General features: G+C 46.2%; 25 protein-coding genes. 14 read left to right on the forward strand and 11 right to left on the reverse strand.

Annotation, left to right across the window (positions count from 1 at the left end; genetic code table 11):
• Positions 1–96: 96 nt before the first annotated feature.
• The 3 genes from QUA62_RS16265 to QUA62_RS16275 are packed head-to-tail and all read left to right on the forward strand — an operon-like array spanning position 97 to position 2,701.
• Positions 97–969, forward strand: coding sequence for a ParA family protein (locus QUA62_RS16265; protein WP_333284242.1), 873 nt, complete (start codon positions 97–99; stop codon positions 967–969).
• Positions 966–1,412 carry a hypothetical protein gene (locus tag QUA62_RS16270; protein WP_333405421.1) on the forward strand — a complete coding sequence of 149 codons (447 nt, stop codon included), beginning with the start codon at positions 966–968 and terminating at the stop codon, positions 1,410–1,412. The genes QUA62_RS16265 and QUA62_RS16270 overlap by 4 nt, the downstream gene beginning before the upstream one ends.
• Before the next feature lie 20 nt (positions 1,413–1,432).
• Entirely contained in the window at positions 1,433–2,701 is a 1,269-nt protein-coding gene (locus tag QUA62_RS16275; protein ID WP_333405423.1) for a hypothetical protein, read from the forward strand.
• 141 nt (positions 2,702–2,842) lie between these two features.
• Here the strand turns inward: QUA62_RS16275 and hpsL are convergent, their stop codons facing one another.
• Positions 2,843–4,510 carry a hormogonium polysaccharide biosynthesis protein HpsL gene (gene hpsL / locus QUA62_RS16280; RefSeq protein WP_333405425.1) on the reverse strand — a complete coding sequence of 556 codons (1,668 nt, stop codon included), beginning with the start codon at positions 4,508–4,510 and terminating at the stop codon, positions 2,843–2,845.
• A 409-nt stretch (positions 4,511–4,919) separates the two neighbouring features.
• Here hpsL and QUA62_RS16285 point away from each other — a divergent pair, with 409 nt between their 5' ends.
• Positions 4,920–5,621, forward strand: coding sequence for an alpha/beta hydrolase (locus QUA62_RS16285; RefSeq protein ID WP_333405427.1), 702 nt, complete (start codon positions 4,920–4,922; stop codon positions 5,619–5,621).
• A gap of 143 nt (positions 5,622–5,764) precedes the next feature.
• Here QUA62_RS16285 and QUA62_RS16290 read toward each other — a convergent pair whose 3' ends face one another.
• The 3 genes from QUA62_RS16290 to QUA62_RS16300 form a co-directional block, all read right to left on the reverse strand.
• Positions 5,765–6,661 carry a succinate--CoA ligase subunit alpha gene (locus QUA62_RS16290; protein WP_006634683.1) on the reverse strand — a complete coding sequence of 299 codons (897 nt, stop codon included), beginning with the start codon at positions 6,659–6,661 and terminating at the stop codon, positions 5,765–5,767.
• An 83-nt stretch (positions 6,662–6,744) separates the two neighbouring features.
• A complete protein-coding gene (locus tag QUA62_RS16295) occupies positions 6,745–7,974 on the reverse strand; it encodes a succinate--CoA ligase subunit beta (protein WP_333405429.1) in 1,230 nt (409 codons plus the stop codon).
• A 332-nt stretch (positions 7,975–8,306) separates the two neighbouring features.
• Entirely contained in the window at positions 8,307–9,824 is a 1,518-nt protein-coding gene (locus QUA62_RS16300; RefSeq protein ID WP_333405431.1) for a glycosyltransferase family 2 protein, read from the reverse strand.
• A 246-nt stretch (positions 9,825–10,070) separates the two neighbouring features.
• Here QUA62_RS16300 and ebsA point away from each other — a divergent pair, with 246 nt between their 5' ends.
• The 5 genes from ebsA to QUA62_RS16325 all read left to right on the forward strand — a co-directional run bounded on the left by ebsA (position 10,071) and on the right by QUA62_RS16325 (position 14,750).
• Positions 10,071–10,445 (forward strand): type IV pilus biogenesis protein EbsA, encoded by a 375-nt coding sequence (ebsA, locus tag QUA62_RS16305; RefSeq protein ID WP_006634686.1) that lies wholly within the window; start codon positions 10,071–10,073, stop codon positions 10,443–10,445.
• Between the two features lie 1,378 nt (positions 10,446–11,823).
• Positions 11,824–12,921: a phosphotransacetylase family protein gene (locus QUA62_RS16310; RefSeq protein WP_333405433.1), complete on the forward strand. Its 1,098-nt coding sequence runs from the start codon at positions 11,824–11,826 to the stop codon at positions 12,919–12,921.
• Between the two features lie 278 nt (positions 12,922–13,199).
• Positions 13,200–13,703, forward strand: a complete 504-nt coding sequence (locus QUA62_RS16315) for a DNA recombination-mediator protein A (RefSeq protein ID WP_190656016.1) — start codon at positions 13,200–13,202, stop codon at positions 13,701–13,703.
• 15 nt (positions 13,704–13,718) lie between these two features.
• Positions 13,719–14,135 carry an MAPEG family protein gene (locus tag QUA62_RS16320; protein WP_333405500.1) on the forward strand — a complete coding sequence of 139 codons (417 nt, stop codon included), beginning with the start codon at positions 13,719–13,721 and terminating at the stop codon, positions 14,133–14,135.
• Positions 14,136–14,258: 123 nt separating this feature from the next.
• Complete coding sequence (locus tag QUA62_RS16325) at positions 14,259–14,750, forward strand: YajQ family cyclic di-GMP-binding protein (protein WP_006634691.1); 492 nt, start codon at positions 14,259–14,261, stop codon at positions 14,748–14,750.
• A gap of 90 nt (positions 14,751–14,840) precedes the next feature.
• Here QUA62_RS16325 and QUA62_RS16330 read toward each other — a convergent pair whose 3' ends face one another.
• The 6 genes from QUA62_RS16330 to QUA62_RS16355 form a co-directional block, all read right to left on the reverse strand.
• Positions 14,841–16,490: a mucoidy inhibitor MuiA family protein gene (locus QUA62_RS16330; protein WP_333405435.1), complete on the reverse strand. Its 1,650-nt coding sequence runs from the start codon at positions 16,488–16,490 to the stop codon at positions 14,841–14,843.
• A 63-nt stretch (positions 16,491–16,553) separates the two neighbouring features.
• Positions 16,554–16,796 (reverse strand): hypothetical protein, encoded by a 243-nt coding sequence (locus QUA62_RS16335; protein WP_333405437.1) that lies wholly within the window; start codon positions 16,794–16,796, stop codon positions 16,554–16,556.
• A gap of 94 nt (positions 16,797–16,890) precedes the next feature.
• Positions 16,891–17,151 carry a hypothetical protein gene (locus QUA62_RS16340; protein WP_333405438.1) on the reverse strand — a complete coding sequence of 87 codons (261 nt, stop codon included), beginning with the start codon at positions 17,149–17,151 and terminating at the stop codon, positions 16,891–16,893.
• A gap of 113 nt (positions 17,152–17,264) precedes the next feature.
• The gene (locus QUA62_RS16345; RefSeq protein WP_333405440.1) at positions 17,265–18,155 is read right to left on the reverse strand and encodes a methylenetetrahydrofolate reductase; all 891 of its coding nucleotides are present in this window, start codon (positions 18,153–18,155) and stop codon (positions 17,265–17,267) included.
• 145 nt (positions 18,156–18,300) lie between these two features.
• Complete coding sequence (gene trpS / locus QUA62_RS16350) at positions 18,301–19,311, reverse strand: tryptophan--tRNA ligase (protein ID WP_333405443.1); 1,011 nt, start codon at positions 19,309–19,311, stop codon at positions 18,301–18,303.
• Between the two features lie 148 nt (positions 19,312–19,459).
• Complete coding sequence (locus QUA62_RS16355; protein WP_333405444.1) at positions 19,460–20,662, reverse strand: HlyD family efflux transporter periplasmic adaptor subunit; 1,203 nt, start codon at positions 20,660–20,662, stop codon at positions 19,460–19,462.
• Between the two features lie 251 nt (positions 20,663–20,913).
• Between QUA62_RS16355 and QUA62_RS16360 the strand changes: the two genes are divergently transcribed.
• From QUA62_RS16360 to QUA62_RS16370, 3 genes are all read left to right on the forward strand, one after another.
• Positions 20,914–21,141 (forward strand): secretion protein HlyD, encoded by a 228-nt coding sequence (locus tag QUA62_RS16360; RefSeq protein WP_333405446.1) that lies wholly within the window; start codon positions 20,914–20,916, stop codon positions 21,139–21,141.
• Between the two features lie 169 nt (positions 21,142–21,310).
• The gene (locus tag QUA62_RS16365) at positions 21,311–21,493 is read left to right on the forward strand and encodes a hypothetical protein (RefSeq protein WP_190737585.1); all 183 of its coding nucleotides are present in this window, start codon (positions 21,311–21,313) and stop codon (positions 21,491–21,493) included.
• Positions 21,494–21,628: 135 nt separating this feature from the next.
• On the forward strand, positions 21,629–23,839 hold the full coding sequence (locus QUA62_RS16370; RefSeq protein WP_333405448.1) for a peptidase domain-containing ABC transporter: 2,211 nt from the start codon (positions 21,629–21,631) through the stop codon (positions 23,837–23,839).
• Positions 23,840–24,119: 280 nt separating this feature from the next.
• Here QUA62_RS16370 and QUA62_RS16375 read toward each other — a convergent pair whose 3' ends face one another.
• Positions 24,120–24,512 (reverse strand): Fur family transcriptional regulator, encoded by a 393-nt coding sequence (locus tag QUA62_RS16375; RefSeq protein WP_190737581.1) that lies wholly within the window; start codon positions 24,510–24,512, stop codon positions 24,120–24,122.
• A 143-nt stretch (positions 24,513–24,655) separates the two neighbouring features.
• On the opposite strand from QUA62_RS16375, the gene purS reads away from it, so the two are divergent.
• The gene (gene purS, locus QUA62_RS16380; RefSeq protein WP_333284273.1) at positions 24,656–24,940 is read left to right on the forward strand and encodes a phosphoribosylformylglycinamidine synthase subunit PurS; all 285 of its coding nucleotides are present in this window, start codon (positions 24,656–24,658) and stop codon (positions 24,938–24,940) included.
• A gap of 310 nt (positions 24,941–25,250) precedes the next feature.
• Positions 25,251–25,952 (forward strand): phosphoribosylformylglycinamidine synthase subunit PurQ, encoded by a 702-nt coding sequence (gene purQ, locus QUA62_RS16385; RefSeq protein ID WP_333405451.1) that lies wholly within the window; start codon positions 25,251–25,253, stop codon positions 25,950–25,952.
• Positions 25,953–26,236: the final 284 nt, after the last annotated feature.

The raw sequence follows: 26,236 nt of genomic DNA on the forward strand, positions 1-26,236 counted from the left end.
GATCGCCATTATTCGAGTAATAATACTTAGCAAACGCTAATTGGGCGATCGTTATGTTTTAATTTATATTTGAGCAAAACCCAAACAAAGCCAGCCATGAGTCCTAAATCAATAGCCGTAATCAACTTCAAAGGCGGTGTCGGAAAGACTACCGTCACTTGGAGTCTGGGAAATATTATATCCCAAGGAACCGACTTAGAAGTCTTGATGTTAGACTTAGATCCGCAAATGTCGCTCACAGAGGCGATCGGACTTAACGAAAATACAGGTCATTTAGATGACAAATTTGGTAAGTGGTACGAAAAATCTCTCAAGCATAGACTTACAATTTACGACGCTCTAGAAGTCTTTAAAAAAGCCGGACAGAATTTTAAATTTCCCGTTGGTTTCGAGACCATTTATCAGATTGACGAACAGTTGCATTTTGTCCCTTCAGTTGAAGAATTGTATTGGTTGGATATCGATGGATTTGAGGGAAAAAGTGTTAAAGACTTCATCCGCAGATTCATCGGCAAAATCGCCAACTCTCCCAATCTCCCCAAATACGACTTGATGCTTTTTGACTGTTCGCCTTCCTTCAGTCTCCTCACCTACAGCGTACTCTCTTGCTGCGACTTAATATTGATTCCCGTCAATCCCGATTATTTTGGTTCTAGGGGATTGAGTTTAGTTTTAAACTCGCTCCAGAAACGGATTGAGCCTTATCCGTTTCCCAAGATAGCAGTCTTTATGAATAAAGCTAAAACCTATGGAGGATTGCTGACAAATGAAGTTCAGTTTTACATGAGAGAAGTAAAGAGACTTTGCGCTGAGATATCAAAAGATAATAACATAGAAGTTAGATTTTTAGAATCGACGATTCGGGAAAGCGTCGGGCTAAAACGGGCGATTAATGAGGGAGAACTGCCGCGAGAATTAGTTAGAGAATTTGAACAACTATGGCGCGAGTGTGAGGAGTATCTGAAATGAGTAAAAAAGAAGTTTTGGCTGCTTCCGAACAAGCAAGCGGGGGGTTAGTTGAGGAAATTGGCGAACTTAAGGAAATCTTGCGGGACGTGGCTCGAAAATTAACCAGGCTTGAAGCTCAAGTCAAGCGGGGAGGGCTTTCTGCTGGGTCAAAAAATTCCGATATTTCCAGTGGTGCTGATGTTAATAAACCTGCTAATTTATCGGCTGGAAATGTTCTAGAAACTTATGAAGAACTGCGTTTACAAGCTAAAAATGGAAATGAAGAAGAGGTGAGGAAAAAATTGTTGGCAATGAGTGCAACTGACTTGAACTTGATGTGTTGCGAGTTAGGGATGCCGCCCAGCAGCAAGAATCCGTCCCGCAAAAAAATGTTCGAGCTAATTATTGGCAGAATTAAACAGAGTTTGAGGCTGTCACGACATATCGACAGACAAACACTGTGAACTACAGATAAACCAACAAAATGCGTTTGAATAAATTATGGCTGGTAAGGGCGATCGCTCTTATCTCCCTAACACTCTCAATCACCTTGTTTTTGAGCCTTCACAGCCCTCCCCCAACCGCAGCCCAAAAACCAAGGATACTAGCGTTTACCGCCCTCCAGATGCGCGGCAGCGAGAACAGATCCACTTTATTTGCGGTCAATGCTACCAGTTCCGCTCGCCGCGAACTTACACGTAATATAGATGTTATCGCTCCCCTAGTGTGGTCGCCCAACGGCCAGCGACTGGCTTTCGTTGGCGGATACAGCGACATCTATACAGTCAATGCTGACGGTTCTCGACTAACTAAACAGTTTGCTGAGGCTGGTTGCAAAGCAGCTAATTTTGAAATAGCTTGGTTTTCCAACAGCCAGAAACTTGTTTTTGCCCGTTCTTGCGACGGTTTTACCTCTGATGCTCCCGGCAGCCAATCACTTTATACAAGCACCACTTCGGGCATTAAAGGAACTAAATTAGTTAGGAATTTGGAAGTAGGAGGACAGCCGCCTAAAACAGAAATTTCATCGGAATTTTACATTTCATCCGACGGCCAGCAGGTAGCATTTGTCAAGGATAAAAATATCTACAAAATGAATGCCGACGGTTCGGGAATGACCAAACTAACTAAAAGTCCCGGCGAATATATATCGGGCGGAAGTGAACTTGTGTGGTCGCCAGATGGCACAAAAATTGCTTTCCTGGTCGGCGCTTATCCGAAACAGCAAATTTACACAATTAATGCCAATGGAACCAACCTCAAAAATTTGACAAACAACCCGCAAAATGAGGTTTATAACGTCAAACTATTTTGGTCGCCCGACAGCAGCCGCATTGCTTACTATTATAATAAACCCGGCGATTCAGCAGGCGAACAGCAAGATATCTACCTGCTCGACATTAACCGGGGGACAGCCAAGAACCTCACCCAAAAACCCAGAAACTACGACGAAATTTCGTGGTCGCCGGATGGCAAATTTATTGCTTTCGTCGCTGGAGAGTTCAATAATCAAAAACTCTACACAATCAATGCTGACGGGAACCAGCTAAATCAACTAGCTACCCAGCTAAAACCGTCGGGAATTTCAGAATTAGCTTGGTCTGCTGACAGCCAGCAAATTGCTTTTATATTTAACGAAATCCAAGGAGACAAAAGCAACTTGTATTTAATTAATCGGGACGGTTCGGCATTGACTAAATTGACAAACGACAAAGATTTGAATGCTAGCAATCCGGTTTGGCAACCGCAGTAAAGTTACGAGTCACAATATGCTGTAGGGGTGGGTTTTAGTACAGATAAACCATGAACGGCGGGCTATATTTGCACCGCCTTGGATCGAAAGCGGGTTACTGAACAAGAAAGAATCCACCCAACTCAACACTCAAAACTCTTCTCAAATGGGGGCAGATGCAATAATTTTTTTCTCCTTTAATTGCTGGTGAACTTGCAAATCATTTGACTCAAGTTCTTGGGGTTTTTCATCCTGCACCTGTTTGTCAATTTTGGGCAACTTTAAAATCGCCCCAGCTAAAACCCAATAATACACCGACACTGGATCTACATCCAGGGGATAGTATTGAGGATTGATCGTAATAAATCCCACAAATACCCAAAAACTAGCTCCGTAACTCCGCAAACTTTTGTCTTTCACAGAACGGTAAGCTCTAAAAGTTAGAAAAGCCAAGTGTAAAACCATGATCTGAAAAGCAATCATTCCCGGATAACCGAGTTCGTAAATCAACTTAGGTTGGAAAGTTTCAATTAGCTGCGTAGCACCAAATATTCGCGTTGAATTAGTTGCTCGTCCCACACCTCTACCGAGAGGTCTGTCAATGATAAAATTGTGGCTTTGCTCGAACTGATTAAAGAGAAACTGCTGGGGCGGTGCAGCCTTCCAGCGGTTAACAAAACTCTCCCGCTGCTGCTCGATAATTTCCGGGTTAATTGCTGCACCGACAAACAGCAGAATCGCCAGTCCTGCACCGATGGGAATAAATCGTTTTAAATTAACTAATTGACCGGTGAGAACTAGCAGGATTGCCGTAGCAACGGGAACCAGAACTAAAGCAGCTCTTTGACCGGAAATAACTGCATTGGCAAATACTAATGCCATGCCAAATAAACCGATAACTCGCCACCAGAATGAAGGGTCGCAAAAGGCAGAGGCAAAGGTTAAAAAAGCATTAGAAATTAAAAACCAAGCCCACTGCCAAGGGGCTACAAAAGTTCCCGGCAAGCGGATAAACTTGACTTCTGGACTGAACACTAAAGAACCGCCGACAAAACATCTAGCTTGCAGCGTTGCTTTATATAAGTCGTTTCCGATCATTCCTCGGGTACCCGCACATTTTCCACTTTGCAGCAACAGGTACTGAATCAAACCGAGAAGGCAGCAAACTATCGCCAAAACGATGTGCATTCGACTAAAAAATACTAAATCCTTCTTAGTGCGGAGCAGATAATAGGTACAACCAATCAGCGGTATGTAACCTATCAATACTTTTAAGCCGAGAATTCCTTGCAGAAGTGGTTTCTCACCCTTCATAGGGTTGAGCTGCATATCGCCGTTGACAAAAATTAAAGTTAGCATTGCCATCATCAACAGGATGCTAAAGGTAGAAAGCATTTGTTTGGGGATGAACAGGGGCAACTGTTTCTTTTTGCAGCTTTGAATTAGGGCGATGAGAGCTGGTATGTAGAAAGCATCTTTGGCTAATTGAAATGCAGCATTCCCGCCGCCAATTGCGTAAGTAATTGTACCGCTGAAAGGCAGGTAAATTAGAAAAGTCCACAAAGCTTGACGGGGGTATTTGTAGGAAAGCAGCAAGATGGCTGCGGCTGCGCCTCCTGCAATAGCAATCTTAGGGCCGGCCACGAACAACAGGGGGATGCTGAGAGCAACGGTGACTAAGCAGCTTATGGCGATCGCCTGCACCAATTCATTGCGCTTTTTTGAAATTTTGCGTTTTTGTGCAGCTACTTCTTTTTTGCTTAGCGCGGTTGTTTTTTCGCTGTGCTTGTGTTTGGATTTCTTGGATTTGCGCTTGGTTTTCAACAACATATACAAGAAGGAAGAAGGAAGAAGGAAGAAGGAAGAAGGAAGAGGGAAGAGGGAAGAGGGATTTAGTGGTCTAGGAGAGAAATAATAAGTAATTCCTTATGTTTCAGCAATTAATAATTTCCTCTGCATCAGGGGGATTACTATAATTTTTATAAGGCACTTATGTAGAAGGCTGAAGGCAATATGATGTAGAAGGCTGGACATCGAGAAGGTAGAAAGCAGAATGAATAGAAGCAAAAATATTTTGGTAGAGTTGGTTACTTATTCTTAAAGTCAATATCGCCAAAAAGTCTCTGTCGAGATTGTGGGTGTGACGCGGGCACAAATTACACTGGCGACCTTGTAGAATATAACTGCTGCATCTATAATGTACAAATCTCGAAAAAATAATTTTAATCTAGCGGTGAATATGAAATTAACAAAATTTGTATCGATCGGGATTGTCCTCTTTTTAGGAGCAAGCGGGAGCATATTATCTAGCAGCAGTAGAGCATTAGGGGCCGAAAAAGTTGTCCTCACATTTGGCCCGATCAGACAAGCCATCAATGTCAGCGACTTAGAAGACTTTGCTAAAGAGGGCACGACGACGCCAACCCTGCAACAAATTATCCGGTTCTCCAAAATGGACGCGCAAATATTGCGGGGGTTCATGGGTCTAGAAATCGGTTTAAAGCCTGCTAATCTGGCTAGGGTAGTTTACAGCACCCCGGGAGAAAAAATCACTGACCAAATCGGTCAAGCAATTCGCACTCAGCGCCGCACAGAAAGCGGCAAAGCTCTGCGGGCAGCGGTGATCCTGGCAGCCGGGGACGACGGTAAGGTATCGCTGCTAGAAATCCTGAAAAAGTATCCTCTCAACGAGGTTTACGTAGATGTTGCCAGCCTTCGCACCGCTGTTGGGAAAGTTCAGAGTATAGCCGGAACTCTGCAAAGCCTGCTTCAAGATGTGATGCGATCGACAACTCGCACAACTGAAACAACTCGCCCCGAAAGTCCGATCGAACCTCGCCGCAGCGTGCAGCCAACAACTCCGCCTCCAGCGCCGCGCCGCGCCGCCCCTTTGCCAGCACCCGCACCGCAGCCTGTGACGCCGGTCAGAGGGCTTTGGTAAAAAAATCATAAATGTGTCCTAAAGGCGGGTTGAAGCGGCTGTTGTGCCATTCTGCCGAGTCTTTTGAGACCAAACCCGCCCCCGCCCTACCCCTATCCCAACCCCCAAAAGGGTTAGGACTTTTGTGAAAACTCCCAAAGCAATCAATTTTTCTTTAGCAATTTTTTGAGCAACTTAGGAATCTCTGAAGGTCGAGCCGCCACAGGTATGTCCGCCTCTTCAAAGGCAGCCATTTTGTTTGGGGCCGTAACTCCAAAGGCTTTCTGGGCAGCCGCCCGAGAACTGATCAGGATGCCGGCGTGGCCCAAAGACGGCCCCTTGGGAGCGTAGCGGCCGGCCAGATAAGCAACCACGGGTTTGTCGATCGCCGAGGCGATGTAAGAAGCAGCAGCTTGTTCACTCCACCCGCCAACTTCCCCCACCAAAACTATCGCTTCGGTACTGTCGTCTTCGTCCAAAATTTGCAGCCACTGCATAAAAGAAGAACCGACAATCGCGTCGCAGCCAATACAAACCGCCATCGACTGTCCCAACCCAGCCTCCGTCAGTTCTAGGGCAACTTCGTAAGTCAAAGTGCTGCTGCGGCTGATCACTCCCACCGGGCCGGGAGTGTAAAATTCCTTGGGGTGAGTTCCCAGCAGGAGTTTGTCGGGCACAATAATCCCCGGACTGTTGGGCCCGATTACCAAAGTTTCGGTGGCTTCTGCTTTTCTGACTAAGTGCACCATATCCAGAGGAGGCACTCCCCCAGTAACGATCGCGATTTGCCGAATTCCTCCGGCGATCGCTTCTAAAGCAGCATCCAGCACCGAGTAAGCGTCTACCAAAATTACCGCAGTGTCAACGTGACCCACTGCCGCCACTGCTTGTTCTACCAAATCAAAAATCGGAATTCCCTCCACTTCCAGCCCCCCCCGACCGGGACTAACACCGGCGACTACATTCGTGCCGTATGCTTTCATCATCAGGGCGGCGCGGGTGGACGCGGGAGATTCTGTAATGCCCTGTACTAGGACTTTGCTTTCAGGAGTTAAATTCATTTTTTCCCACTTGACACTCGATCTGTAAAAAGCAGAAGACCTTCATCTGTACAGAAATCTCATTTTTTGCCGATCGACTGCCGCTACTTGGCGGAGGATACAGAAGCGGCCGCGGCCTCATCCAAAGTGCTAGCTAGCTGCACCGGCAACTGTCCCAAACGCTTTTTAACAGCATCAGCATCGATCTCTACCAGCCGCAGCACCACTTGGATGTGGCGGTTAGCGCGAGCTTTCCGTTCCAAATAGCCGGCTACTGCAGCGATTATTTCCTCGGTCTTGGAGGCGCTGCCCAAAATATTTACAAGTATCACCTTAACGCTTTTATCCTGAGCGACTAACTCCAGACCCAAATCCGCGCGATCGCGCAGGGCATTTGCTGCTTCGTAGCGGTCTAGGGAACCAATATTCACAAAATTAGCTGGTTTTCCTCCTTGGTGGGTTACAGCATCTAGAGTTGCCATTGTCAGGCCCACTCCGTTGCACAAAATCGCGATATTCCCGTCTAGTTCGATTAATTGCAGGGATTCGGAATTCGAGATTGGCGATTTAGATTTGGGGTCAAACTCCGGCGACTGCTGAACCTTCGAGTGGGAATGGGGGCGATCGCCAGGGGCGTGGAGACTTCTCCTTTCCCGTGCCAACCCGCTGTTTTGCCTCTTCCCCGATAGTGCTGCCAAATCTGGATGTCGCCCCAAGGCATCGTCGTTGGCGGTGACTTTACCGTCTAAAGCCATGACCTCTCCCGTCGGACTGATGCCGAGAGGATTGATTTCTACTAGATCTAAATCTTTTTCAACAAACAGCCGGTACATTTTTTCGACAATGGTGCTCACCGATTGAATCAAGTCTCCCTGCAATCCCATTTTCAGCGTGAGACGCCTCGCGTAGAATGGCGAAAATTCTTGATCTACGGCAACTTGCTGCATTTGCTCGATCGACCGTTCGACATCCATACCTCCTTGTCTCGATCCCAGAAGCACCGGGCGGCGGGCTACGGGGTCTAGGAGTACCGCTAAGTACAATTCTTGGTCAGCGTTGTACTTTGCTTCTGCCAGTAGAACTTGGGGATATTCATCCTCGATCGGCAAATTAAAAATTGTTTGGGCGGCTGCTACTGCATCGATCGTATTTTCCACAAACTTGATACCGCCCGCCCGGCCCCGTCCCCCAGCCCGCACTTGCGATTTGAGTACAACGGGGTAGGGAATTTTCAGTCCTTTGAGGTCGGCGGGATTGTCAATCTGCTGCGACGGCAAAATCGGAATTGCCATCTGGCGAAATAAAGATTTAGCTTGGTACTCTAACAAATCCATTATCAATTACGGGTTACGGGTAGTTGGCAACAAGCAATTCGTCCTAATTGGCAATTCATAATTAATAGATAGTAATTGGTTTTTTGTCAAGTTAAAAGTTAAAAATTATCGATTTTATCTTTTATTTTTCGACTTGTGTATGACCGATTACTTATTCGCTATTACCGCTCGCCCATTACCTATTACCTAAGCTGTTTCAAAGTGTTTTTTTCTCAAAATTGCCAAATTTTACTGTCGGCTCTGGCGGGGAGATATTTGGCGAGCGTTGGTGTTTTTTTGTCTCGGAAAATCTTCGGAGGTTCGGCCTGTGCCGAGATATTTTTGCGAATTGTTTACTTGATGCTATTAACAGCGCCTTGATGGACGGTTTTGACCCATTTGAGCCGCTTGGGCCGTACCGCAATCCGAGCCGTCACAGTCCCTACCAGCAGCCAGTGGAACATATACACAGTACCCCGCAGCGTTTGCAGGAAGGTGACAAAAACTCTTTTAACGTCAAATTTGGTCTCTTTGCGAGTGCGGCGCAAACCGACAAACATTCCCACCACCGACAATGTAAGGGTCATAAAAGTTATGGGACTGGCGATCGGCATCCGGCGCAGCGCAATTGACATCACAAAGTCGGGTAGCGCTACTGTGGGTAAGAAATATTGAGATACCCAAAATCCAAATAAATCCCAAGTTTTCCCAGTTCCCATGCGGTTCCGCAAAATTAGCCGCCAGTAGTCAAGATAACGCTGATACCCACCTTCGGCCCAGCGATTGCGCTGGTGCCACAGAGCGCGAGCGTTAGTGACTCCTTCTTCTGACACGGCTGGGAAAGCGAGAAATTCAATGTCCCATCGGTCTAGGTGCAGCCTCACAGTCAAATCCAGGTCGTCGGTAATCGTCTCCTCGTTCCAGCCTCCGCAGCTTTCCAAGGCGGTGCGACGCATGAACTGGCCGTTACCCCGCAATTCCCCAATGCCGCCGATCGCAATCCGCTGCTGCTGGAAAAAACTGTCCAGAGCCATTTCAGCTTCTTGGCCACGAGTCCAAAAATTTACCGAAGCATTGGCGATGGCTTTTCTGACTTGCACAGCCCCTACCTTTTCTCCATGGAACACTGGCAGCACTCGGCGCAGCAAATCCGGCGTTACCGTCGCGTCGGCGTCAAATATTCCCACAAATTCCCCGCGAGTCAGCGGTAACACTTGATTGAGTGCTCCCGACTTCCCGCCACTGGCATTTGCTCCTCTGCGAAATACTTTGAGCTGGGGGTACTTTTTGGTTAGCTGTTCCAATACTAGCGGCGTGGCGTCGCTGCTGTGATCGTCGATCGCCCAAACTTCGTAGCGGTCGATCGGATAATCTACATTGCAGATGGATTCTACGAATCGGGCAATCACCGCTTCCTCATTTTTCGCTGCCACCAGCAGCGACACGTAAGGCCAATCCTCTCGGCTTTCATCGGCAAGAGGCGGCAGTGCGGGCTTGGGTTCCGCAAACAAAACTCGAAATGCTTGCATCCACAGCAGTCCCGTCAACCCCCACACTACCCACGCACCCCAAGAAATCAAGTGCAGGGCGATCGTGCCGGCCCAAATCGCAGTCAGCACTGCGGCAGCTTTTCCGCGGCGTCCCCGGTACAGATTTTGAGGAAAAGAGGGAGTTCCCGGCACAGACACCGCAACCGGAAGCTCTGCTTTTGTTTCCGCGTCAAACACCCTGTCGCCAATGTCTGGTATAGCAAATACTTTGCTGAGCTTCGAGTTCGAGGTCAAACTCTTGAGCTCTTCTTGAGCTAAATCAGAGATGTCCAAGTTAAGCTCGCTGCGAGCGTCGTTTTCTGGCCAAGAACTCTCCTGCATAGGTTACTTGATTCAACCACCAATAGTTTTTGATTTTAGATATAAGCATCTACTGTATCAGTTTCTGGACTTTTGTCGAAAGCGGACGGGAGGACAACCAGCGGGTTCGGTGCTTGTACTACCCTGGTAAACGGGTACTGCATCGAGTATTTTGGTTGACTTTTGCTTGCGATCGACCAGGAATATCTGTTAGTTTTTTCTGGGGATCTAAACTATCTGTTAGTAATAATTGTCTGAGGTGGAAATATGTCTATTCCTCAACTCAAGCCAGCCGATGACAAAGAAGTGAAAGTCTACGCGCCTTTCTGTCAAGAGCCCAGGCGCAAGTTTTTACCGCACGCTATTGGTCTCTACAAGCTCAAAAGCTTGGAGGGGGCAAGAAAAATTGACGGTGGGGAGAGCGTGCCGTTTGTCGCTAGTTGGAATATCTCGTCGCTGCCGATCGACTTAACCCGCTGTCGGGTGTTGTTTGACGGCAATGCTGAACTCAGCTACGAAGTGACTATGCAAAGCTCTGAGTTTGTTAGTTGCTTAATTGAGGTACTCCTGACTTTCCAGCGGACTCGTACTGTCGATTTTTCTAAAACGTTTTACCGCAAGCTGATGCGAATGGATGAATAACTTTCACCGCCGCCGCACTCCCGAAAGTCCGCAATTGACCATCAAGCAATTTAATCCGGGGCACCCGGATTGATTCGCGGATCGAGAAAAAAGCTCCTCGCTCCCGATCGCCAGCCCCCGGATTTATCAGTGGGGTCGCTTTCTTCAATCTAAAATCTAAAATCTAAAATCTAAAATCGATTGACGGGCGCTATAACTGGCGCACCAATAGTGTAACGCCTCGACGGCAACATTACATGATTGGTGCGCCAGCCCTATTTGAGAAGCGGAAATAGTAAGTGAGTTGTTGGATCATTCTCAATAATCCCTTTGGGGATCAGCACTTATCCCCATTGCTAAAGTAAATCTACAGCAGTTTTCTGTTGAGCGTGATACAGATTTCGCGTAGGGACTCAGGCTTTGCCTGAGTCCCTATCTGTATTTCATCCAATTGAAAACTGCTGTATTTGTTGTGGGACAAGCCCAAAAGCCTATTTCGGACATTGGTGCGGTGCGAGTACGCGCGAGCGAAGCTATCGCCGTTAGGCGAATCGCGCCGTCCGATTTCGTTCAAATTTTGCGACTCGGTAGCTGAGAGGAAAGCGCTGTAGATCCGCCCAAGGAAAATCAATCTACAGTCCTTGAGCTGCGATCGGGCTAGCATCGCAATCAGCCTTTGATCTGCCCAAATTCCAGCCCACGCCGCCCGACAATTTATGTGTTTAGAAGCTAGAAGCCCGATCCTAAGCAGCTTCTTGCTCGCAGTGCTACCGATCGGTTTGAACGCGGGCGATCGCACTAATAATTAATAACTAATAATACAACCTATCGATTTTCGATTATATGCAAAAACGATCGAACCAACACCGGACTTTCTTCCTACAAAATACCTGTATGATAGCAATCATAAATGAGTCGTATTTTTTTCACCCCACCCCAACCCTACCCTTCGTAAGGGGAGGGGTAAGAAATTAAAAAATAATTTAGAATTGCTATATACCCAACAAAAACTTCACCAAGCCCTCTCAATAGGTTTTTATAGTGAAATCACAACTTATCCCCGGTTATTTAGATTTTATAAGACTCGGTATCACTATCTAAGTTCAGTAATAAAAAAAGTGGCTAAAATTTTTATAATTAAGATTGGTTTTTAAAGGAAGCCGGGGCGATAAATCATTATCAAAAACGGCGGATAAAACAAACAATTTAAAAACTGCTTTCCCAAAATCAAGTAAAAAGAATGGGAAGAAAAGGGTTGCTAACAGGCGAATAAAAATTCTTCGCGAAAAAACAATCTGCCCAAAAGCGACAAAATCGAGTATAATAGTATTGCCAAATTGAGTCGCAGTTCAGAAATACTGTAGAAAAAACTAAATTTATTGAAATAGACAGGTGCAAATTGAGGATTGAAGGCGTACCCAAATTGACTAAATATTTGCTGATCGGTTCCACAAAAGCTTACAGCGGCAAGTCGGCCATCGCCCTGGGGATGGCACTCGGACTCCGGGGAAAAGGACTGGCCGTCGCCTACGGCAAACCTCTGGGAACCTGTTTCAGCTCCGAGGGAGCTGCGATCGAGGAGGAAGACGTGCGGTTCGCGGTAGAGACGCTGAAGCTCTCAGAAAGCCAGATGCCGTCAACACTGCTGTATTTGGATGAAGAGACCGTTCACAAGCGTTTGCGGAGAGAAGACAAGACAGATTACCGCCAGTCTTTAGCGCAATATTTGCAAGCTCCCAGCGGAGACTTGGTGCTGTTAGAAGGCCCAGCTAATTTGGAGGAAGGCAGTCTGTTTGACTTGTCTTTGGCTCAAGTCGCTGAGGCAGTTGATGCCTCTGTGCTGTTGGTAGCCCGCCCGATCGATCTTTATATAGACGATTTGCTGTCGGCTAAACAGCGTTTGGGTTCGCGGTTGCTGGGCGTGGTACTCAATGACGTTCCCTCGGACAAACTCGAATCGGTAACGGCGACTGTGCGGCCTTTTCTGGAGGCTGCGGGTATTCCTGTTTTGGGAATGCTGCCGAGAAGTGCTTTGCTGCGAAGTGTCAGCGTCAAAGAATTGGTGCACCAATTGAAAGCTGATGTGCTGTGCCGTCGAGACCGTTTGGACTTGATGGTGGAAACCTTGACAATTGGCGCGATGAATGTTAGTTCTGCTCTGAAGTATTTCCGCAAAGCGAGAAATATGGCGGTGGTGACGGGGGGCGATCGCACGGACATTCAGCTAGCAGCTCTGGAGAGCTCGACTCAGTGCTTAATTTTGACAGGTCACTTGCCTCCTTCTCCCCTAGTGATCGGCAGGGCAGAAGAAATGGAAATTCCGGTTTTGTCTGTTGATTTGGATACCTTAACCACGGTAGAAATTATCGACAGCACCTTTGGCAACGTGCGCCTGCACGAACCGATCAAGGTGGAATGCGTTACTCAGCTAATGGCAGAACATTTTGACCTTGAGGGTCTGATGGCATCCTTGGGTCTGAGCGATCGAGTCCATTAATAACAGAGCCGGAGCTGAGGGAAGAAGGTATTCGGCAGAGAAAACTTTTTGTTTAAATAAATAAAAAGCCAAACTTCTTAAATTCTCAATTTTTCTTGAATTCTACCTTGAGCTCCGGCTGGCGAATGTCTTGAGACATTCTGCCTTCTGGCTTCCTCAAATCTCCAGATCCTCTAGCCCGATCCCGTAAATCAGCAATTCTTAACTTCTTTTTGGCGGCAATGGCTAGTGAGTCTGCTAAAATCCACAACGTAGTTTTATTTAATTTAATAAATTCTTTGAGTCAATCAATTGAGCTACCCAGAGTAGATGATTTTTTACAAGAACTTGCGGCGATCCAGCAAACCAGCTCCAAGCGGCTTGCTCTTTTGGGTTCTCGCCACGTTCCTATTACCCACCAGCAGCTAATTGAGATGCTGAGCTACGCCCTAGTTCTGGGAGGCAATCAGCTCATCACTTCTGGCGCTACAGGCACCAATTCAGCCGCAATTCGGGGGGCAATGCGAGCAGATCCTAATCTGCTGACAGTGATTTTGCCACAAAGCATGAGCCGCCAGCCTCGCGAGTCTCGCGACCAACTCGAACAAGTGATACATTTGGTAGAAAATCCCAAAAATGATAGCTTGTCTCTCCCGGAAGCAAGCGCCATGTGCAATCAGGAGATTATTTCTCGCTGCCAGCAACTGATATGTTTTGCTTTTCACGAAAGCCACACTTTGCTGAAAACTTGCCAGGATGCGGAGGAACAGCGCAAGGTAGTTACTCTGTTCTATTTTGATTGAACTGCGAGGCGGATGATGCTGTTGGGATTACCTGTGTCGGTTATTCTGCTTGAGTGTATTGCTGCTGCTGCTGCGCTGGTTTACGCACCGTTTTTGGTGGTTGCGTTCGCCCGCTTGCAGCTAGGCTATGACCAAGCAGCCCCCCGCGCTATGTTTGAGAGGTTGCCTGCTTACGCTCAGCGGGCAACTTGGGCTCACCAAAATTCGTTTGAGACGTTTATGCTGTTTTCAGCGGCGGCTTTGATGGCTTTTGTGACGGGGGTAGATTCGGAATCGGCGGGTTGGGCTGCGATCGCTTTTACGATCGCCCGGTTGTTGTTTTCGGTTTTCTATATTCTGAATGTGCCGCTGGCGCGATCGCTCATGTTTGCGATTAGTTCTTCTTGCACTGTTTCTTTATTCTATTTCAGTTTGAGAGCTGTTAATGGCTAATTGTTATTAGTCACTGGTCATTAGTCATTAGTTAAGAGACGCTTAATTAATGACTAATTATTAACTACTAATTACTAATTACCCATTACCAACTACCAATTACCCATTACCAATTACTAATTTATGGCTGCTAGTTATTCCTTTGATATTGTCAGCGAGTTCGATCGGCAAGAATTAGTTAACGCTGTTGATCAAACTGTGCGGGAAATTCAAAGCCGGTACGACTTGAAAGATACCAAAACTACCGTGGAATTGGGCGCAGAATCAATTACTGTCAATACGGACAGCGAATTTACTCTGGACGCAATTCACACTGTTTTGCAAACTAAAGCCGCCAAGCGGAATTTATCTTTGAAAATTTTTGATTACGGCAAAGCTGAACCTGCTAGCGGCAGTCGGGTGCGTCAAGAAATTAAACTTAAAAAAGGAATTAGTCAGGAAATCGCGAAACAGATTACTAAATTAATTCGCGATGAATTTAAGAAGATTCAAGGTTCGATTCAAGGAGATGCAGTGCGGGTGTCTGCTAAGGATAAGGATGATTTGCAGTTGGTGATTCAACGCTTGAAGCAAGAAGATTATCCCGTGGCTTTGCAGTTTACAAATTACCGCTAGATTTGAGAGTTTATCGGGACTTGAGTCCTCATAGTTCTGGCGAATAAGGACTCAAGTCCTGATTAGAAACAACTTTTTACCTCCTTAATATTAAATATCTAAACCCGTAACTGTTAAGTCGGGAGGATGTTCGACAACAAACTGGTAATATAACTCTTGCTTTGCTTGCGGCGGCAGATACATTATCCATTCTAGCAGTCCCATTTCACCTGCTACTATCTTCGGATTAGTGAGAGTCGATCGCACTTTAATTTGTTCGTTGCGGCTTACTGGCAATTGCTCTTTTAGTGTCAGGTGTACCTGCACCTGATGCAAGTTTGTCACATTTAAGCGATAAGCGTAACTCATGCGCCGCTGCTGGCCGATCAGTTTTTTATCTACTTGTCTTTCCACTAATTCCCGCTCTATTTTTAAGCGTTCATCAATTCCTAAATTAACTTTATATTCTTGCCCGGGGGAAACATTTTCTAACTGCACAGTACCGACAAAAGTGTTGTCGCGAAAGATATTTGCTTTACCTGGAAGCAGAGTTGCGCCTGTCATCGGATTCACAACAACTGCTTGCAAATAGGCAAAACTGACTAATCGCGGAACGGCTATGTATTCAGGTTTAAATGGATAATTTTCGCTGAAAATAGTGACTTTGTGCGGCGTGCCGTCGCTGGGAATGTTGGTATTTCCGCCTACTTGAAATGAAACAGTTCCGCCTTCTCTGGAGACTTTGGCTGTGGCTGTTTCAGCTTGTATGGGTGCGAGTGCCATGTCGGGTGTAGCGCCTGCAACGTCTTCAAAGAACATATCGTTTACGTCTATATCATAGTCTGATGAAACGCTAAGAGGTTGGTCTAATTCGGCTTTTTGGGATCTGCCTCTACGGCGTCCAGGGTATAAACCATCGATGTACCAAGGTTCTAGTTTTGGTGGCAAAGTTCCGATTCCCGGTTTTGCTGTGGATAAAGTCAGCCCTACTCCCGTCCAATCTTCCCCTGTATTTTGATTGACTTCGGCTAAGTAATTGAGATTAATTTGGTTTTTGGTAGTGTTGACTCGCAAGTCGTAAAGGGGAGTCCAGCGGGCTCCCATGACTACATAGGAAACTTCTAGTTCAAAATTGCCGGTGCCACTGGGTTCTATGGCAACAATGATGTTAAAACTTTGCTGAGAATGGGGAGTTTGTACTTGCCGCAACTGCTGCAGCAAAGCTTCTATTTGCTTGTCTAATTCGCGCTGCTGTTTTTCGTGCTGGGCGATCGCACTTACATATTTTACGTAATTAGTTCCTAAAAAGTTGAGCAATTCGCCAGTTTCGTTTAAACCTACCTGCTGTTTGGCGATGCTGCTGGAAAAGAAACCGACGCTTTTTTCGCTCAAATCTTCCACAAATTTGAGCTGAATTTTTCGGGCGGTTATTTTGTCGTTAATTCCCCGTCTTTGGGTTTGTAATTCCTGAATTTGTTGGGTTAATTCGGCAGTACGATCGCCCACAGGTTCGCTGCTAAACACTGTTTCGGTTCGCACTCCCAGCAATCGCACTGCAACTGTACCCGCACCCGTGGCCCTGACTGACTCTGTTTCGAGGGTTGCCGGTACAGAGGCGATCGCCAATTCTCGCTCGTTTCCCGTCAGAGATACCGTACCGCGCCGCGTCACCAAAGCGCGATCGGTATAAACTGTAACTGCTGATATGCTAGTATTTAGTGTTTTAATGGTATCAGAATTAAGTATTTCTGAGTCAGTCATTGCCAGTTGCTCCTATTTAATAACCGTTTAGTCGATCGAGCTCTTTCAAAAATAGTTTATTGGTCAATTTTTCCGCTCGCCCATTCCTTTAGCCAACTCCTCAAGCGCATCCAAAGGCGAACCAAATAAAATGCACCTTTTCAGCAAAGATAAGTCTAACTCAGGCAGCATTTCGCTGCTAGCAATTCGCTCGTAATCTTCCTCTCGCAGATGGTAAAGCTCTAGAGTGCCATCTTCCCAAAACCAGACTTCCGGGACTCCCATCAGTGGGTATTTCTGAAGTTTAATCGGACTACCGCTAGTCATAACAATCTCAATACATAAATCTCGAACATCTTTAATAGTTCCGAAACAATAAGACAAATCTGCCTGATACTCGACTTGCTGTTCGACAATCTGACTATAAGTACCGCTGGGAAAAAATACAATTTTTTTTCAGAAAATACTGTCCCGTTAGCAAGCGCATCAAACACCTAATCGCTTCATGCAACCTTCCAGTACCCGCAATTGCTAGAACTCCATCACAATAAAATAAGCGTACATTCGCCACGTCTTCAAAGCCAGCTTGAATGGCATTGAATTGATGCCATGTCAAACCGCGCCAAGTGAAACGTTGTTCGATTGCGGGAGAAGTGGTTGGGTTGTCTACAGTTTGAAGCATGATTGTTTTATTGATGTTCAAAATGGTAGCGCGGGAGTGGGCGGGTTTATGAGTTTATGAAATCGTTAGTTTTAGGAATTGATAATTGGTAAAACCCGCCCCTACGTTTAATTTTAGCTCAGTGGCTCGATTCCTGCCAAATCCAAAATTTGAGGAATTAAATCTTCTCGTTTGACAGCCATCATGTGAACTCCTTGACAAATCTGCCGCGCTAGTTTGACTTGTTCGGCAGCAATTTTTATGCCTTCCTGCAAGGGTTCGGGAGCTTTTGCTAAACGCTCGATAGTCTCTTGTGGGATGTGAACTCCCGGCACGTATTTTTGAATAAATTCAGCATTTTTAGCTGATTTAAACAAAAATATTCCTGCTAAGACTGGCTTGTTGCAGCCTGCTGCAACGTGGTGCATAAACTTATCCAAAACTTCAAAATCTGTAATTAATTGACTCTGAAAAAACTGTGCTCCAGCCTCTACTTTTTTCTCGAATCGACTTTGCAAACCCGACCAACTGGGGGATTGCGGATCGACTGCTGCACCTACAAATAAATCAGTAACTCCGTCAGTTAAAGGTTTGTCATTCCAGTCTTGGCCGCCGTTCATTTTTTGAATAACTTGCAATAGCCGAACTGATTCCAAATCGAATACACTTTTTGCTTTAGGATGGTCGCCCGCTTTAACGGGATCGCCTGTAAGTGCTAATACATTGCGAATGCCTAAAGCGTGGGCTCCCATGAGATCAGCTTGCAGGCCAATTAGATTGCGATCGCGACAAGCAACTTGACAAATTGGCTCAATCCCGTGCTGCACTAAAATCGCCGAAACTGCTAGCGGGCACATTCGCAAAACTGCGCGACTCCCGTCTGTGACATTAATTGCGTGAACTCTGTTTTTGAGGCGTTCAGCCATTTGAATTGTGTGAGTTATGTCGCCACCTTTTGGCGGGGCAACTTCGGCGGTAATTATAAATTCTCCGGGGGTGGTGCAGGCTGTGCGAAAACGGTTCATGATTATTTGTCTGTTATGGGTGATTTGTTATTTGACTGTTGACTGTTGACTGTTGACTGTTGACTGTTGGCAGTTGTTAGTGGGCAGTTGGCAGTTGTCATTCTTAACAAGTAACCAAGAACAACTAACAACTAACAACTAACAACTAAACAGGTAAAGAATAACCGAAAGCTTTCTTAACCTTATTTAGAGTTTGATTAGCAATAGCTTCTGCTTGTTCTCTTCCGCGACGTAGTACAGACTCTAAATATCCCGGCTCGTCCATTATTTCCTTGTATTTATCCTGAATTGGTTTGAGGGCATTAATTGTCGTCTCTGTCAGCAAGGGTTTAAAATCTCCCCAACCCATGTTTTCACACTCTGTTGCTACTTCTTCCTTAGATTTGCCGGAAAGCAGGAGATACAGTGTCAGCAAATTTCTAGCTTCGGGGCGATCGGGGTCGTCAAAAGTCAAACCCCGCACGGCATCTGTTTTACAGCGCTTGATTTTTTTGGCGATCGTATCTGGCGAATCCAATAAATTAATTCGACTTTGTTCGGAAGGGTCAGATTTCGACATTTTGCGCGTGCCATCTGTCAAACTCATTACCCTCGCACCGTCAGTCCGAATTAACGGTTCGGGAAGTTTCAATACTGGCTTTTCGAGTGTGCCGAATTGGTGATTTAACCTGATGACAATATCGCGGGTGAGTTCCAAATGCTGTTTTTGGTCTTCTCCCACTGGCACTTTGTCGGCATCGTAAAGCAAAATGTCTGCTGCCATTAACACGGGATAATTTAGCAAACCGGCGTTGACATTTTCACCTTGTTTAACTGCTTTTTCTTTAAACTGAATCATATCTTCGAGCCAGTTAATCGGCGTAATACAGTTGAGCAACCATGCTAGTTCTGTGTGCGCCGAGACGTGGGATTGCACGAAAATAGTAGAATATTCTAAATCGATCCCGCAAGCTAAATAGAGGGCGGCGATCGTGTAAGTGTCGGAGGCTAGAGTTGCTGGATTGTGCGGTGCGGTAATTGCGTGCAAATCGACTACGCAGAAATAATTTTCGTACTGACTTTGACCTTCTACCCAGTTGCGAATGGCACCGAGATAATTGCCGAGGTGAAGATTGCCGGTTGGCTGAACTCCAGAAAGAACGCGCTGTTTGCCCATGAGGAAAGAATAGAATTGAACTCACATTTCTATATTGACACGTTATTTCAATTTCAGAGCCTCTAATTTTCTGGTGGTTGACTGTTGACGGTTGACGGTTGACTGCTGACAACTGACAACTGACAACTGACAACTGACAACTGACTAATTACCAATCTGTCAGCAACCTTGCTTTGCGTAGAACAAATGTCAGAACTGTTTCTTCGCCGGTAATAATATCGGCTCTGCCTTCCATTCCCGATTGAATCGAATACTGGCGGGGGACATTAGCCTGGGAGTTTCCGAAGAATGGGCTGTTGGCGGATTTGAGTTTTGTTAAATAAGTTTGTTCGGGCTTAATTGCCACTTCGTAATAAGCTGTACCTAAATTATTAGTGGGATTTTGAGTGGCGATCGCATCTGGGGCGATTTCGCTGACGGTTCCTTTTAATGTGCCGTAATCGGGGAAAGGCAAAGCCGAAATCCTGATCTGTACGGGTTGACCGATTTGGATGCGGGCGATGTCTTGGGATGTTACCTTGGCTTTGACTACCAGGGGTACGTCGCTGGGGACAATTTTGGCGATCGCGCTGCCGGCTTGTACGGTTTGACCAGTATTTCGTACTTCCAATCTGAGAATTGTACCATCAGCGGGGGCGCGGATCACGCTATTTTCGAGTTTTAAGTCAATTTGATTTAGTTGTTTTTTAGCTTGAATTAATTGTTGTTGAAGGGACGATCGCTTAACGAGCAAAACCCGCCGACTTCGGCCCAGTCTCTCGGCAACATCTGGTAGCGATGTGGCGAATTTTATTAAAGCGGATTCGATTAATTCCTGTTGGGCGGAAGTTTCACTTTGGATGCTTTTAAATTGGGCGCTGGCCAAAATTTGATTTTCTAAGTCGCGCAGTTGCTGGCTGATTTGCTGTGCTGCTGTTTGAGACTGATTAATTATTTCTTGTAACTGCTGTTGTTGAGCGCCCAAACGCGAAGCGTCTACAACTGCGATCGCATCTCCTTCTTTTACTGTCTGATTCTCGCTGACAGCAATGCTTTCGACGGTTCCTTCGGTTGCGGCTTGCACGACGCGCACTTCTCCGGCGGGACGGACGATCGCATCTGCTTTGACTGTAGCGCTGTATTTGGTGACGCTAGCGAGGGCGATCGCCCCGCCAAACGTCGCCACCATCAAAATGCCCCCCAAAGTCGTCCAGCGGCTGACAGGGGGCAAAAACTGGTCGTTATCAAAGGTTTCAGCGGGTGGGGCTTCGGGAGTCAGAGACATGGCGGCAAGGGGGAGAGGGGAATAGTTTGGAGTTTTGAGTTTTGAGTTGGGGGGAGGGATAGATCGATCACTGATTTGTTTTGTCACCTTTACGATCGGCTTTCCGGAAACCAAGCATAGGTTTAGAAGTCTAAATCAAAATTCACAGGGTAAAGGTAAAAATCCGCACAGCTTTGGCGTTCCCACCCACAAACTTCGCCAAATATCAAAAGGAGTGAAGTCCGCGGGCTACTGTCATGAAAATACGGCGTTTCGGCAATGACTTTTGGCGCTGTTACCGGGTTTTTCCTGTATGCGTAGGTAGTAAGTAAGTACATAGGTATTAATAGGAGTTCTTTATGTCAGAAAATCAACCAAATTCACTCTTCATCGAAGTAACCGATGGAGAATCTGCTACTGTCAACGGTGGCAGCATTACCAGCGGTGTTAGCGGTGCTAAAAGCAACAGCGAGGCGCATAACAGCAGCAGCGATGGTCTCACTATGCTGTTTTTCCTGCCGCAGCCTAGCCAGCTTTATCTGTACGATCCGAGCCGCGATCGCCCTTACAAAACCCTAGTGGTTTAGATAGCTGAGTCAAGTTGTGCGATCGAGTAAATTTTGAAAATTTATCCGTAGTATTCCGGAGGTCGTACAGGACTACAAGAAGTATTACTCAGTATTTACACGAGAATCTAGAAATTAAATAATATTTCTAGTTTCCCTTCAATTTTATTAAGTTAAACGGAGTCTAATCATGAAAGAAACAAAGGACAATTCACTGTTTGCTGAACTCACTCCTGAAGAATCAGCTAGCGTCAACGGCGGTCACTATTATGCCAATCAATACAATTGTCACCGGCAGCGGCGCAGTTGGGTCGTGTACCGCCGGAATTGCGACGGTTCATACAGAAGAGTAGTCCGCTACGCCTACTACTAAAGTTTAGTGCTAGTCAATTCAGATCTATAACTGTGGAATCGAGAAAGCACCCATAACTTTATGGGTGCTTTTTGCTGATTGGGTAGTTGGTGATGAGTAATCTTCTTTATGCTCTACCATTATTCATTTTGCAAAATGTTAAAGAACATCCCTTTGATCGGCAAAATGCCATTATTCGGACAAGTTAACAGGTTTAAGAAATATCAGGTTGTTCTCCAGCAGAGCGAAGAAGATTGCGGGGCGGCTTGTTTGGCTTCGATCGCGAAATTTTACGGACAAAATTTTACTATTAGCCGCTTGCGAGAATGTGCGGGCACCGGCCAAAAAGGGACGACTCTGCTGGGCTTGAAACAAGGTGCTGAGGCGATCGGCTTTAATGCTCGATCCGTGCGAGCCGCGGCTGCTATTTTAGACCAAATTGAGGAAGCGCCTTTACCGGCAATTATTCACTGGAGCGGTTATCACTGGGTTGTTTTGTACGGAAAGCAGGGCGACAAATATGCGATCGGCGATCCGGCTGTCGGTATGCGCTATGTTTCTAAAGCAGAATTAGCAGCAGCTTGGACAGATTGGCTGTGCTTGCTAGTAGAACCCGATGCTGAGCGGTTTTTTGCAGCAGCAGACGGTCAACCGCCCGCTAATTCCTTACAAAAATGGATGCGCCGGATTGGGATTTACCGCCCGATTTTAATAGAAGCATTTTTGCTGAATGCAGTGTTGGGTTTGCTGTCAATTTCTTCGCCTTTTCTAGTTCAAATGCTCACCGACGACATCCTGGTGCGGGGCGACAGACAACTCCTGGCAAGTGTGGCGATCGCAGTTATCGTTATGAACCTTTTTAGCAGCAGTTTAGGATTGGTACAGTCCAACTTAATTGCTCAGTTTTCCCAGCGTTTAGAATTGGGATTGGTGATGGAATTCGCGCGCAAATTCCTGCGATTGCCTTTGAGTTTTTACGAAACTAGACGCAGCGGCGAAATTGTCAGTAGATTACAAGATATCCAAGAAATAAATAAATTAGTTTCTCAAGTCGCTATCAGCTTGCCAAGTCAATTTTTTATAGCTGTAGTGTCTTTTATATTTATGTTATTTTACAGCAAGGAACTGACGTTAGCAGCTACAGCTATAGCTCTGTTAATGACTGCCTCTACAGTGGTATTTCTGCCCGTATTGCAGCAAAAAACGCGCAGTTTATTGGTGTTGGAAGCCGAAACTCAAGGCGTTTTAGTAGAAACTTTTAAAGGCGCACTGACGGTCAAGACTACTAGCAGCGGTCAGCAACTTTGGGAAGAATTTCAAACCCGCTTTGGTCGCTTAGCAAATATCACTTTTCGCACTACACAAATTGGCATTCTCAACAATATATTTTCTGGTTTTGTTGCCTCTGCTGGCAGCATTACTCTGCTGTGGCTTGGTAGCGGTTTGGTGATTGACAAGGTATTGAGTATAGGTCAGTTGCTAGCGTTTATTAGCATGAATCAAAACGTTACTACTTGGGTGAATTCGCTAGTAGGATTTACTGATGAGATGACTCGCGTGCAGACAGCTACTCAACGGCTGTCGGAAGTCATCGATGCTGAAGCGGAAACTAAAGACGATACGAATAAACCTTTCGTAACAATTCAGAACCGCGACGGTATTGTTTGCAAGAGTGTTAATTTTCACTACCCCGGCCGACTTGACTTGCTGGAAAATTTTTCTGTCACATTTCCCGGCGGTCAAGCAATTGCTTTAATCGGCCATTCCGGCTGCGGAAAAAGTACGCTAGCAAAAGTAATTTCTGGTCTGTACCCGCTGCAATCTGGTAATATTAGAATTGGCGGTTACAACTTACAGGATTTGTCTCTCGACAGTCTCAGACAGCAGGTAGTATTGGTTCCTCAAGAAGCACATTTTTGGAGCCGTTCGATTCTCGGAAATTTTCGTTTGGGCAATCCAGATATCAGCTTTGAACAGATTGTTAAAGTCTGCAAAATTGCGGGGGCGGATGAATTTATCAGCCAATTGCCGGATAAATATCAAACTGTTTTAGGGGAGTTTGGAGCAAATATTTCTGGCGGACAAAGACAAAGATTGGCGATCGCCCGCGCCATTCTCAACAACCCGCCCGTATTGATTTTAGACGAATCTACTGCAGGGCTTGACCCTGCAAGCGAAGCGGAAGTTTTAGAACAATTGTTGATGTACCGGCACGGGAAAACGACGATTTTTATCAGTCACAGACCGCGAGTGATCGATCGCGCCGATTGGATTATCATGTTAGAACGCGGCCGATTGAAACTGCAAGGCTCGGCTGCAAAATTGCGATCGATTCCAGGAGACCATTTAGAGTTTTTGCATCCTTGAGCGAGTTAATAAAACAACAGGTTTAAATCTGTCCCTACACAAACAACACCGGGAGCATCTCACTTTTGCACCCTACCCCAATCCTCCCCGAACCCGCGGGGAGAAAGTAAGAAATTCACAAATGATCCGAGGATTGCGATATCGTTGGCGTTTGCATCGGAATCATAAAATCGAGTCAACAGTTAACACTCAACTATTCTGTTTTTCGACCCGCCCGTCAACAGTCAACATTTATGATGAGTGCAACCGGAATTGAAATCTCTCATGACTAATAACTTCTCTAAGATTCTTGAGCTAAAGTACATCGATCGCACAATCCGAAAAACTCCAAAGTGTGATAATAAATTTTGAAAGAATGAGATTGTTGTAGTTGGCTTTCTAAGTGGTGGACGGGACATTCGTCGATCGTAATTGACGTGCCGCATTCCAGACAAGTTAAGTGATGTTGGTCTTGGTGGGCGGCACCGTAGAGAGACTCGCCACTAGCAAGCGTTCTGACGTGAACGAACCCCTCTCGCTTTAAACCGTCGAGGGAACGGTAAACGGTTGCTAAGCCCATGCTTTGGTCGCTGTTACGCAGTTCTAAGTAGATATCTTGCGCTGAGAGCGATCGATTCAGGACTTTGAGCAAGTTTAAAATACGCTCCTGACTGCGGGTGCGGTTGGTTCTCATAATTTTTTTGTGTAATCTGCTAGAGTCAAATCTGTCCCTGTTTCTAGGCTATCTTACTTGGGCTAACCGAATGGCGATCGGCGTGCAGCTCGGTTGTAGAATACAATGGGGCTAACTTTCACATCACCTACCGCAACATTCCCGTGACTCAGAAATATCTTGCCCAAATCTATGTTACCCTCCGCCCTTCTGTTTTAGATCCCGCCGGCACTGCCGTACAGTCTGGTTTGCAACACATGGGATACGACAATGTTGAGCGTGTGCGAATCGGGAAGTACGTTGAATTGACGCTGACTGCTGCTGCTGAGTCGGAGGCCCGCGAACAACTCGATCGCGTTTGCGACCAACTTTTGGCTAATCCAGTGATTGAAAATTATCGCTTTGATTTGACTGAAATTCCTGTTGCCGTGGAGACAGCGACGGCATAAATGCGATCGTCGCTAGGGTGTTTTTAAACTCGGAGATCCCTCCTAACCCCCCTTAATAAGGGGGGGACAAGAGGGTTCTGAAAGTCTTTGTTAAAAAGCGAGGACAAGAGCGTTCAAAGTCTTCGTTAAAAACACAAGAACTAGAACGACTCAAAGTCCCCCTTCTTAAGGGGGATTTAGGGGGATCGAGGCTTAGAAACAAGCGAGAAAAACATAAGATTTTAGTCTTAGGTTGACACCTCTTCCTTCTTCCTTCTTCCCTCTTCCCTCTTCCTTCTTCCCTCTTCCTTCTTCCTTCTTCCTTCAGCTTATGAAATTTGGAGTTATTGTTTTTCCGGGTTCAAATTGCGATCGCGATGTGGTGTGGGTGACTCAAGGGTTACTCCACCAACCGACGCGGATGATTTGGCACGAAGATACCGATATTTCGGATATTGATATCATTGTAATTCCCGGTGGTTTCAGTTACGGAGATTATTTGCGGTGCGGCGCGATCGCCCGTTTTTCTCCGGCGATGCGGGCTACTGCGGAACACGCGAAAAAAGGAAAGCTTGTATTAGGCATCTGCAACGGTTTTCAGGTGTTGACTGAAGCTGGTTTGTTGCCCGGTGCTCTGGTGCGGAATGCGGGATTGAATTTTATTTGCGATCGCGCTTCTTTGAAAGTCGAACGCGGTAATACTCGTTGGACTGCGGCTTATACTACGGGTGAAATCATCGATTTGCCGATCGCTCACGGGGAAGGCAACTATTATGCCGATGCCGATACTTTAGCAGAACTAGAAGAGCACAAGCAAGTCCTATTTCGCTACTGTACTCGGGCGGGCAAAATTAGCGATGCTGGCAACCCCAACGGTTCGTTAAATAATATTGCCGGTATTTGCAATCGCCAAGGCAATGTATTAGGAATGATGCCGCATCCTGAACGGGCATCCGATCCGATGCTGGGCGAAACTGATGGGGTGAAATTGTTTCAAGGGTTGTTGATGGCAAGTGTTGCTGCTGTTTTGTAGTTGATATTTGTCTCTGATTTTATGAACAGGCAAGATGCCTGTTCCACAAAACATCAAGTTTCTTGTAGGGTGGGCATCTGGCCCGCCCAAAATCAACAGGCAAGATGCCTGTTCCACAGTAGATTAAATTGATTGTGGGGTGGGCATCTGGCCCGCCCAAAATCAACAGGCAAGATGCCTGTTCCACAGTAGATTAAATTTGTTGTGGGGTGGGCATCTGGCCCGCCCAAAATCAACAGGCAAGATGCCTGTTCCACAGTAGATTAAATTGATTGTGGGGTGGG

Source organism: Microcoleus sp. MON1_C1 (assembly GCF_036701945.1).
Taxonomy (GTDB): domain Bacteria; phylum Cyanobacteriota; class Cyanobacteriia; order Cyanobacteriales; family Microcoleaceae; genus Microcoleus.

Coding starts and splice junctions, on each gene's coding strand:
- hpsL (WP_333405425.1), bottom strand. CDS start 4,510: ATGTTGTTGAAAACCAAGCGCAAATCCAAGAAATCCAAACACAAGCAC.
- QUA62_RS16300 (WP_333405431.1), bottom strand. CDS start 9,824: ATGCAGGAGAGTTCTTGGCCAGAAAACGACGCTCGCAGCGAGCTTAAC.
- QUA62_RS16295 (WP_333405429.1), bottom strand. CDS start 7,974: ATGGATTTGTTAGAGTACCAAGCTAAATCTTTATTTCGCCAGATGGCA.
- purQ (WP_333405451.1), top strand. CDS start 25,251: ATGAAATTTGGAGTTATTGTTTTTCCGGGTTCAAATTGCGATCGCGAT.
- QUA62_RS16325 (WP_006634691.1), top strand. CDS start 14,259: ATGGCTGCTAGTTATTCCTTTGATATTGTCAGCGAGTTCGATCGGCAA.
- QUA62_RS16370 (WP_333405448.1), top strand. CDS start 21,629: ATGTTAAAGAACATCCCTTTGATCGGCAAAATGCCATTATTCGGACAA.
- QUA62_RS16375 (WP_190737581.1), bottom strand. CDS start 24,512: ATGAGAACCAACCGCACCCGCAGTCAGGAGCGTATTTTAAACTTGCTC.
- QUA62_RS16365 (WP_190737585.1), top strand. CDS start 21,311: ATGAAAGAAACAAAGGACAATTCACTGTTTGCTGAACTCACTCCTGAA.
- QUA62_RS16360 (WP_333405446.1), top strand. CDS start 20,914: ATGTCAGAAAATCAACCAAATTCACTCTTCATCGAAGTAACCGATGGA.
- QUA62_RS16340 (WP_333405438.1), bottom strand. CDS start 17,151: ATGCTTCAAACTGTAGACAACCCAACCACTTCTCCCGCAATCGAACAA.
- trpS (WP_333405443.1), bottom strand. CDS start 19,311: ATGGGCAAACAGCGCGTTCTTTCTGGAGTTCAGCCAACCGGCAATCTT.
- QUA62_RS16285 (WP_333405427.1), top strand. CDS start 4,920: ATGAAATTAACAAAATTTGTATCGATCGGGATTGTCCTCTTTTTAGGA.
- QUA62_RS16275 (WP_333405423.1), top strand. CDS start 1,433: ATGCGTTTGAATAAATTATGGCTGGTAAGGGCGATCGCTCTTATCTCC.
- QUA62_RS16290 (WP_006634683.1), bottom strand. CDS start 6,661: ATGAATTTAACTCCTGAAAGCAAAGTCCTAGTACAGGGCATTACAGAA.
- QUA62_RS16270 (WP_333405421.1), top strand. CDS start 966: ATGAGTAAAAAAGAAGTTTTGGCTGCTTCCGAACAAGCAAGCGGGGGG.
- QUA62_RS16265 (WP_333284242.1), top strand. CDS start 97: ATGAGTCCTAAATCAATAGCCGTAATCAACTTCAAAGGCGGTGTCGGA.
- QUA62_RS16335 (WP_333405437.1), bottom strand. CDS start 16,796: ATGACTAGCGGTAGTCCGATTAAACTTCAGAAATACCCACTGATGGGA.
- QUA62_RS16320 (WP_333405500.1), top strand. CDS start 13,719: ATGCTGTTGGGATTACCTGTGTCGGTTATTCTGCTTGAGTGTATTGCT.
- QUA62_RS16345 (WP_333405440.1), bottom strand. CDS start 18,155: ATGAACCGTTTTCGCACAGCCTGCACCACCCCCGGAGAATTTATAATT.
- QUA62_RS16330 (WP_333405435.1), bottom strand. CDS start 16,490: ATGACTGACTCAGAAATACTTAATTCTGATACCATTAAAACACTAAAT.
- ebsA (WP_006634686.1), top strand. CDS start 10,071: ATGTCTATTCCTCAACTCAAGCCAGCCGATGACAAAGAAGTGAAAGTC.